The sequence below is a fragment of the Methylophaga sp. UBA5088 genome (genome assembly GCF_002414625.1).
Classification (GTDB): domain Bacteria; phylum Pseudomonadota; class Gammaproteobacteria; order Nitrosococcales; family Methylophagaceae; genus Methylophaga; species Methylophaga marina.
This window is the reverse complement of the sequence record NZ_DIAC01000114.1, coordinates 5311-13043: the sequence shown is the minus strand read 5'-3', so window position 1 is coordinate 13043 and position 7733 is coordinate 5311. Positions and strand designations below refer to the sequence as shown.

Here is a 7733-nt window from a genome sequence, read left to right as displayed (position 1 = left end):
TGCAGCGCCTGAGCAAAAGCCTAGGCTACCTGTCGATGTCGTTTTGAAAGAAGAGTCTTATCAAGAAGATGAATTAGAACTTGGACAGTACAATGAAACGTGCAAAACCTACTATCAAAACCGATCCAGTGGTTCGCGTGATGAAACCTGGACACATCAAATAGCCACGATGATGAGCAAGCCAATGCGTCCACATATGAGAGCGTTTCTTGAGAAAAAGGGCTTGAAGTTTAAGTAAATATTTGGAAAGTCATCTGAGTGAAAGTCCTGCCAACATAGAGTTCCAGTAATGGTTTTTCATATCGATACTATTATTGAACAATTCAAGTTGGTTTTGGTCTCGCTATTTCAATGCTTGAATTTTGTTCATTGAGTTCAAGAGCAGTGGTCGAGATTATTTGCCCGTTGGTAATGATGCAAAAACTCTTGCATAAAAAAGGCTAAATCATCATTGATGTCACGGACGTTGATAATATTTTTGGCGTAACGTCCCCATACATAGCCCCATGTACTCTGTATGGAGTCATCAACAGGAAAAAACACATGTCGATGAAAGTCTGCATAGAGCAGGAAACGACCAGCATGCTCCTCAACCCGAACAATTAATCTCGCATCATCACGCTCAGCTAATGTCACAGGTAAAGACTGAAAAGCTGCTGACACAACCGAACGAAGTTCAGCTTCATTAACCGCTTCAGGCTCTAGTAGATAGCCAATAGCCACTTCACAAGGATTGTTTAAACGTAACGCGGTATCTGCCTGTGCTTGTTGGGTGATGAGAAATGAAGATAGGATGCTTACCAGAAGGGAAGGTAGCCATTTCATATGTGGAGTCCGCTATTAAAAAGCGTTTAGCATACTATCTAATTCAGCTATTTTGAGATGCGTGCAGTAATCAGGGAAAAACTCATACCTTCGATCAAGTGACGTTACCTCGATAGGCTCTTTGGGGTTCATGCTTCTACCCAAGCCACGCTCTTTGATTTGTGCACTTTTAAATATACAAACCTATCTTGTATTTATTATGCTTGGCTTTCTAGCAAATATATAAAAGTGTGTGGAGCTTAACAGGGATATGTATGGAAAAGATTGAGGGATTATTAAAGTTAGCTGCAACAGCGGTAGCGCTAGTTGTGCCATGTATTTTGTTGTCTGGCTTTAGTTATCATATTGGTCATATTTTTGCATTTGGATTAAGTCACGAACTCATAGATAAAGACATGTCTGATGTCTTGGTAGAAAGTTGGTACATCGGTGTTTTAGGTGCAGGGTGGTTACTCTCTAAATGGCCTTATTTTCTTGGTTTCTTTGTGTTTCTAGTGGTTAGTGGTGTAGCAGCAATTTTGTTTGCAAGACATGCTAAAGAAAATGGTAAAGATTGGTTCTTTGAAGAATTGAGCAAGGAAAATCAAGGTAGAAAAATATTAACCATCACTCGGTGGCAGTGGAGTCAATTAGGAGGGATGATTAATGAACTTTTTTCGTGGTTAGCCTATCCCATCTTTATTGTTTCAATCGTATTAGTTTTGGTGGGATTTTCTTATCAACGAGGCCAGCAAGATGCCGAAAAACAAATGAAAATATTTGTAGAATCAGGTTGCCAGAGTGAAGAAAAAGTTGGCCGCTGCACTTATTTGCTCGATACCAGTAAAAATAATCTAGTGATTGCAAAAGGCATTCTTATCTCAGCCAATGATAAGAAAGTCGCTCTATATAACAACAAAGTAGAAATCTGGCCTTTATTAGATAGTTATCTAATTAGAAAAGATAAATAACGTACTTGTAGGTTGGGTAGAGCTATAGCGAAACCCAACAAGTTATGATTTAAGTAATTTGTTGTTATTTGAGGGGGCATTTGTTGGGTTTTATGCTTCAACCAAACCTACGAAAGATATCAATGTTTGTTTGTAGGTTGGGTAGAGTGATAACGACACCCAACATGTCTAAGGAGGGTATAAAACTCAATTTCTCTCACCAAATGTTTTCATATCAACACTCTCATCATATCCCCAGTTTCTATCAATTATTCCATCACGAACAAATTTATGAATGCTGGAATAAGGCCAATCGATGGCTTGATTGACATAACCATGTTTAACCGGATTGTAATGAATATAGTTAACATGATTTATATAATCTTTTTCGTCACGAATTAAGTGTTCCCAATATCGACGTTGCCAGATACCGCGTTCATTTTTCGAGTGCCGGGTTTTGTTGATATGCTCATCCTTGGGCAAGCCTCTCGAAAATGTCGATTTAATCAATCGCCAACGCATTGCAAAATCAGCATCAGTTTCAGGCAAAGTCCAAATGGTATGTAAATGATCGGGCAAGATAACAATGGCATCGATGTTAAATGGATGAGCTTGTTTGACGTATTGGAAAGATTGTTTTAACAGAACGATATTATCCGTTAATAACGTTTTATAGCGTTCCAATAAAGTGACCGTAAAGAAAAAGGTACCACCGTCCACAAAGCTGCGTCGATATTGCATTGTTCACCATCCATGTGAAACAAAAAGTAACCATTATTGTAGGTTGGGTTGAGTGATAACGAAACCCAACATTTTGATGATATGAGAGTTGTTTAGATATTTGAGGCGTGTTTGTTGGGTTTCATTCTTCAACCCAACCTACGGGCTGAAGAATGTTGTTGGATATTAAAAATATGCTCACCTCGAAGGAGCTTGCTATATGCTCGCAGTGACATCCATGCATATAAACCAAGTACAGGCACAGTAAAAGTCAATAAAGAAATAATTTTTGAAATTTCTAATTCAAGTGCCGATGAAATTATCCAGGGTGATAACGCTCCAAATGCCAAGATAAAATATAGAAATAAGTACATCTTCTTTCTCCAATCTCTCGAGAGGTCAGATTTATATTTGTCTTTAAATATAAGCTTAAAATCATCATCTGTATCCGATCTTTCAAAAAGTTGCTTGGATAAAACAAAATCATTGATGCATTGGATAGGATTTTCGAGAGATAAAATATACTCTATTTCATTTGCTTTTACTGTGGTTGTTCCCGCAATTGCCTGATAGCCCTTGCCTAGAGTATATGGATGGAGATTTTCTTTACTTGTCTCATCTATAAACTCTTTAGCAAATTTATACTCTTCCCTGTAGTTTGTTCTTTCCACAAGAAAAACATCAAATAAAACCTTGCCTGCGGTAAAAATAGCAGCCATCGCTATGATAAGTTTGGTAAATAGCTCCCATTCCATATGAAAAGCTTAAGGGAGCTCTGCTCTTCGAGTTAGTTTGATTCCAATTTTCATTGCTGGATTTTCAATCATATATCCCTGAAGAATGAACTCGTTACGTTGAGGTTTTCCCGATAAGCTTAACGTAAATTCGTCAATATCACCGAATATAGATTGGAGTATTTTTCTATCATTAGTACATTTGACTTCGGCCTTAATTCTTAATTATTCCGTTTTCGAGCTTATAATTACCTACAAAAACAAATGAAGAATCTCCGCCAAGAATACGTTCAGTTTCTAGTACTACAACTCCATACCCAGCATCATTCATGTTTGATTCAAACTCAACTCCGTACAAAGCTTCTATCATGTCAGACTCCATTAGCAACCACTAAAACAAAAAGCCGACATAAAAGTCGGCTTTTTTCGTTGGATCTCAGATAAGTTGAGATAATGACAGCGTTGAGAAATATATAAATCAAAGGGTTACGTCACTTTCGATTCATAAATATTACATCGAATTTCATAAAAAATGAGATTAATCGTTGAGAGTTTCAGAAAAGTTGATGTTGGATAACGTGCCGATATATTTGAAGAAAAATGTTTATTTCAACCGTTAGGAAAAAAATCGAGTCTGATATACCACTGTAGAGATATTTCTATCCATTCTAAGTACTCTCTGGGAGAGATTATGAAAACCAACCGCATTCTTCCCTTGGCTATCAAACGCCATTGGAGTTTGCTGCGGCCAATCGACTCGAGAAAAATAATTCACAAACCACGGGCATTACTAAGCTGAGATTCGATTAAAGACAGGGGGCAGGTCACCTTTTGATGAGCGAGGTTTTCTGTACCCAACTTGCGCTTTGATGCCTGCCTGTTTCATCAGACGCAACACGCGGTTCGGACCACAATGCTCACCATATTCGAGTAGGTCGCTGTAAATCTTTCGATAGCCATACACCGCACCAGACTCTAGCCAGAACTGTTTAATAAGCCCTAATAACCGCTGGTCAGCTATCGCCCGGCTTGATTTGGGTGTTTTGAGCCAGGAATAAAAACCACTGGGGTGAACATCCAGCAACCGACACAATTTCCTGACCGGCCAAATACGCTGGAATCGTTTGAAAAACGTGTTGCGTTGACAGGTTGAATCTACAACGGCTTTTTTTAGGATGTCTCGCTCTTCTGTAACGCGTTTCAGTTCTTTTTGGATGCGTTTTATATCAGCATCGGCATCCGCTTGTTGCTGAAAATGTGGTGCTTCCGGACCTTACTTCTTGAGCCAGGCGTAAAGGCTATGCGCCGTGACGCCAAGTCGACGTGATACATCAGCTACTGAGTAACCTCGGTCTGTGATTTGACGGACGGCTTCGATTTTAAATTCTCAGGGATAACGTTTGTTGCTCATTTGCACCCCTCTGATTGCCATTTTGAATGGCTGAAAGGTGTCTAGCAAATCGGTGACTATTCAATCATTAAAAGTAAGCAATGAGGAAAGTGGCTGAAATTGTGTCACAGTCACTATTGCGATAGAGTTAACATTTTTAATTGCTAGGATGGCGCTCTGCAAAGACAGGATAGCTAGCCATTCAGGTAACTGAGTAACAGTTCATCAAGGAATGGCTAATGTCATCACACTTAGAAAATTTCCTGCGTTCCCTAGAAATTGCAGGAGTAACCTCATTTTTTCTCTATGCCATCCTCGCAGCTTTTATTGTTGCTGTTGTCGCACTGGTATTTAAGAGACTCCGTAACTATACAAGCTTCGTTCCTACACTACTTACGAGTATGGGTATTCTCGGTACGTTCGTCGGGATAGTCATTGGTCTGATGGGATTTGAAATAGCCAATATCGATGGCAGCATCGAAAAACTATTGGCCGGTATGAAAACCGCATTCATCACTAGTCTTTGGGGAATTACTTGGTCTTTAATTTATAGAGGCGTCGCTGTTCCAATAATAATGGCGTTTCAAAAAAGTACGAAAAGAAGCTCTGATAGTGTCAGTCCTGCTGAAGTACTCGCTGCTATAGAAGCTCAGGGGCAATCCCTTGATAGCCTATCCCGCACAATTGGTGAGGAGAGTGAGAGTAGTGTTATTGGACAGCTAAAGCTTATGCGTTCTGACATCAACGACAATAGTAAAGCTGCTCTCAAGAATTTAGAAAATATAGACACACATGTAGAAAAGCAGTCCGAGGCTTTTTCTGAGTTCGAGAGTAAGCTTTGGATCAAGCTTCAAGACTTTGCAGATATGATGTCTAAATCTGCCACAGAGCAAGTTATAAGTGCATTAAAAGAAGTTATTACAGACTTTAACAATAATCTTGTTGAGCAGTTTGGTGAGAATTTCAAACAGTTAAACCAGGCTGTGCATGAATTAGTTGAGTGGCAAGAAAACTATAAAGCCCAACTCCAAGACATGCGCGAGCAATACGACAATGGTGTTAAAGCAATCACTGCTACTCAGACATCCGTCGCCAGCATAGAGACTCATACCGAGAATATTCCGTCGAACATGAAACATCTGGATACGATTATTAAAACTAATCAGACCCAAGTTGAGGAGTTATCTAGGCATTTGGAGGCATTCAAAGACATACGTGATAGAGCTGTTGATGCTGTACCTCAGATCCGTGATCAGATTGACCTCACCTTGAAGGGAGTCAATGATGCAACTGGTGAGTTATCCAAGGGATTAACTGAGAGCAGTGCAGAATTACAAAAAGCCATAAATGATGGTGCTCAAGTGTTCGTAGATAACAGTCAACGCGTCAATGAGTCACTGCAGACATCTTCAGACTACATCAGTAAAAACAGCTCTGATACAAAAGAGCTCATGGAAGATTCTATTCGGGATCTTAGTTCAGAGTTAAGAGTTCTCATATCAGATATATCAGAGGGCTCAAAAGCCATTACCACTCAAATTGAATCTGCTGGTAAGAGTGTGATTGACGAGACAAACAAAACATCACAAGCATTTCGTGACCAGATTGAAGATATTCAGAACAGACTTGATGAGTCCATCAGAAACACCACAAGCCATCATGCATCAGAGGCGCAAAAGATGTTGAATGGTCTATCTGAGACAATACAAAAGTCTCTCAACGATACTGGGGAATCAGTTGAGAAACAGGTGAGTATGATTGACAGAACTATGCAGGAAGAAGTTAACCGTGTCATGCAGGAGATGGGGAGGGCTCTTACAAGTATTAGCGGACAGTTCACTAACGATTACCAACAGTTAGTGGGACAAATGCAAAGTGTCGTAGCCAACAATGGTAAATACTAATGTTTTCGAGTGGACACAACGATTCATCCCACACTGAAGATTCTCACTGGCTGTCAGTATCAGATTTGATGGCTGGGCTGATGATTGTATTTCTGTTCATAGCTATTTCATTAATGAGGAATGCATTCATTGAGAGAGACAAAATAAAAAAAGTAGCGGTCGCCTATCAGGACACACAAGTTGCAATATACGACGCCTTGATGGGGGAGTTTGATAATGACATAGATAAATGGAATGCAGAAATTGATAAGGAAACAATTACGTTCACTTTCAAATCACCGGATGTGTTGTTTGAGAACGGCGAAATTGCTTTGAAAGAAGAATACAAATACATCCTGAGTGATTTTTTCCCAAGGTATATGGAGACTTTGGATAAATTTTCTGAATCGATCAATGAAGTGAGGATTGAAGGTCATACAAGTAGTATCTGGAATAACGCTGTCAGTAATAACGAAGCTTACTTCTTGAATATGGAACTATCACAAGGTCGTACTCGCTCAGTTCTCGATTATGTATACAACCTCACCGAATTGGAGGATAAATACAAGCCCTGGATTAAACAGAACATCGCCGCAGTTGGTCTTTCCTCATCCAGAGCCATTTATGAAAACGGTGTGGAGAATGAAGATAAATCACGAAGGGTCACTTTCAGAGTCATAACTAACGCTGATATTCGTATCAAGCAGATATTGGAAGTGGATGCGTGAAACTCGATGTAGACCTATCCCATCTATGGAAAGTTGTGAGTGCAATGGGTGCTGAGATCGTAAATGAGTTTCACCTAAACCCACAAACTGATGACATAGAGTTTGATATCGATAAGGAGTTGAGCTCTAACGAAGGTAAATCAATTACACTCGATGAGCTTGATACCTCTCAGGGAATATTGAGTGTAGAAGGACGGCAAGTCTTACTTTTCATACCTGATCAAAGCTTCAGGATAAGTGAAGTTATTGAGGATCCATCTAAAGGCAGGAAGTTTCATGTGGCTGACTGCAAAACGCTCAAGTCAATGAGACAAAAAAATCGGTTTGACAGATACAGCGTCACGAATAATCTCTCAGGGTTGTTTAGAGTCTTTGGTACCGAACAAATAACAGGCAAAGACGTTGATGATGAGGTAGAGCTAGAAGTTTGTAAAAACTGTCTGGCCTTTCTCAATTACGAAAATTACCGTAACAGTTCAAGCAAATGGAAAATCTTTTCAAATTTTACGATTGATGATTTTTTT

Annotated in this window: 7 protein-coding genes and 3 pseudogenes; 5 read left to right on the top strand and 5 right to left on the bottom strand. The window is 39.5% G+C overall.

The window, feature by feature from the left end; translation table 11 throughout:
* Positions 1-238: pseudogene (locus B4K20_RS14515) on the top strand (oxygen-insensitive NADPH nitroreductase); the annotation flags it as partial.
* A 137-nt stretch (positions 239-375) separates the two neighbouring features.
* Here B4K20_RS14515 and B4K20_RS14510 read toward each other — a convergent pair.
* Positions 376-825, bottom strand: a complete 450-nt coding sequence (locus B4K20_RS14510) for a hypothetical protein (RefSeq protein WP_289283447.1) — start codon at positions 823-825, stop codon at positions 376-378.
* Between the two features lie 254 nt (positions 826-1079).
* On the opposite strand from B4K20_RS14510, the gene B4K20_RS14505 reads away from it, so the two are divergent.
* Positions 1080-1775, top strand: coding sequence for a hypothetical protein (locus B4K20_RS14505; RefSeq protein ID WP_289283446.1), 696 nt, complete (start codon positions 1080-1082; stop codon positions 1773-1775).
* Positions 1776-1961: 186 nt separating this feature from the next.
* Here the strand turns inward: B4K20_RS14505 and B4K20_RS14500 are convergent, their stop codons facing one another.
* The 4 genes and pseudogenes from B4K20_RS14500 to B4K20_RS14485 form a co-directional block, all read right to left on the bottom strand.
* Entirely contained in the window at positions 1962-2495 is a 534-nt protein-coding gene (locus tag B4K20_RS14500; protein WP_289283445.1) for an REP-associated tyrosine transposase, read from the bottom strand.
* A 128-nt stretch (positions 2496-2623) separates the two neighbouring features.
* The gene (locus tag B4K20_RS14495; protein ID WP_289283444.1) at positions 2624-3229 is read right to left on the bottom strand and encodes a hypothetical protein; all 606 of its coding nucleotides are present in this window, start codon (positions 3227-3229) and stop codon (positions 2624-2626) included.
* Between the two features lie 193 nt (positions 3230-3422).
* A complete protein-coding gene (locus B4K20_RS14490) occupies positions 3423-3578 on the bottom strand; it encodes a GrlR family regulatory protein (RefSeq protein WP_289283443.1) in 156 nt (51 codons plus the stop codon).
* 441 nt (positions 3579-4019) lie between these two features.
* A pseudogene (locus tag B4K20_RS14485) lies at positions 4020-4586 on the bottom strand (IS3 family transposase); the annotation flags it as partial.
* A 251-nt stretch (positions 4587-4837) separates the two neighbouring features.
* Here B4K20_RS14485 and B4K20_RS14480 point away from each other — a divergent pair.
* From B4K20_RS14480 to B4K20_RS14470, 3 genes and pseudogenes are all read left to right on the top strand, one after another.
* A complete protein-coding gene (locus tag B4K20_RS14480; RefSeq protein ID WP_289283442.1) occupies positions 4838-6502 on the top strand; it encodes a hypothetical protein in 1665 nt (554 codons plus the stop codon).
* A 113-nt stretch (positions 6503-6615) separates the two neighbouring features.
* Positions 6616-7209 (top strand): OmpA family protein, encoded by a 594-nt coding sequence (locus B4K20_RS14475; RefSeq protein WP_289283441.1) that lies wholly within the window; start codon positions 6616-6618, stop codon positions 7207-7209.
* Positions 7206-7733, top strand: a pseudogene (locus B4K20_RS14470) (hypothetical protein); the annotation flags it as partial. The gene B4K20_RS14475 and the pseudogene B4K20_RS14470, both read left to right, overlap by 4 nt.

Bases quoted from the DNA above. Each gene is read 5' to 3' on its own strand.
- B4K20_RS14510 (WP_289283447.1), bottom strand. From the start codon at position 825: ATGAAATGGCTACCTTCCCTTCTGGTAAGCATCCTATCTTCATTTCTC.
- B4K20_RS14505 (WP_289283446.1), top strand. From the start codon at position 1,080: ATGGAAAAGATTGAGGGATTATTAAAGTTAGCTGCAACAGCGGTAGCG.
- B4K20_RS14500 (WP_289283445.1), bottom strand. From the start codon at position 2,495: ATGCAATATCGACGCAGCTTTGTGGACGGTGGTACCTTTTTCTTTACG.
- B4K20_RS14495 (WP_289283444.1), bottom strand. From the start codon at position 3,229: ATGGAATGGGAGCTATTTACCAAACTTATCATAGCGATGGCTGCTATT.
- B4K20_RS14490 (WP_289283443.1), bottom strand. From the start codon at position 3,578: ATGATAGAAGCTTTGTACGGAGTTGAGTTTGAATCAAACATGAATGAT.
- B4K20_RS14480 (WP_289283442.1), top strand. From the start codon at position 4,838: ATGTCATCACACTTAGAAAATTTCCTGCGTTCCCTAGAAATTGCAGGA.
- B4K20_RS14475 (WP_289283441.1), top strand. From the start codon at position 6,616: ATGAGGAATGCATTCATTGAGAGAGACAAAATAAAAAAAGTAGCGGTC.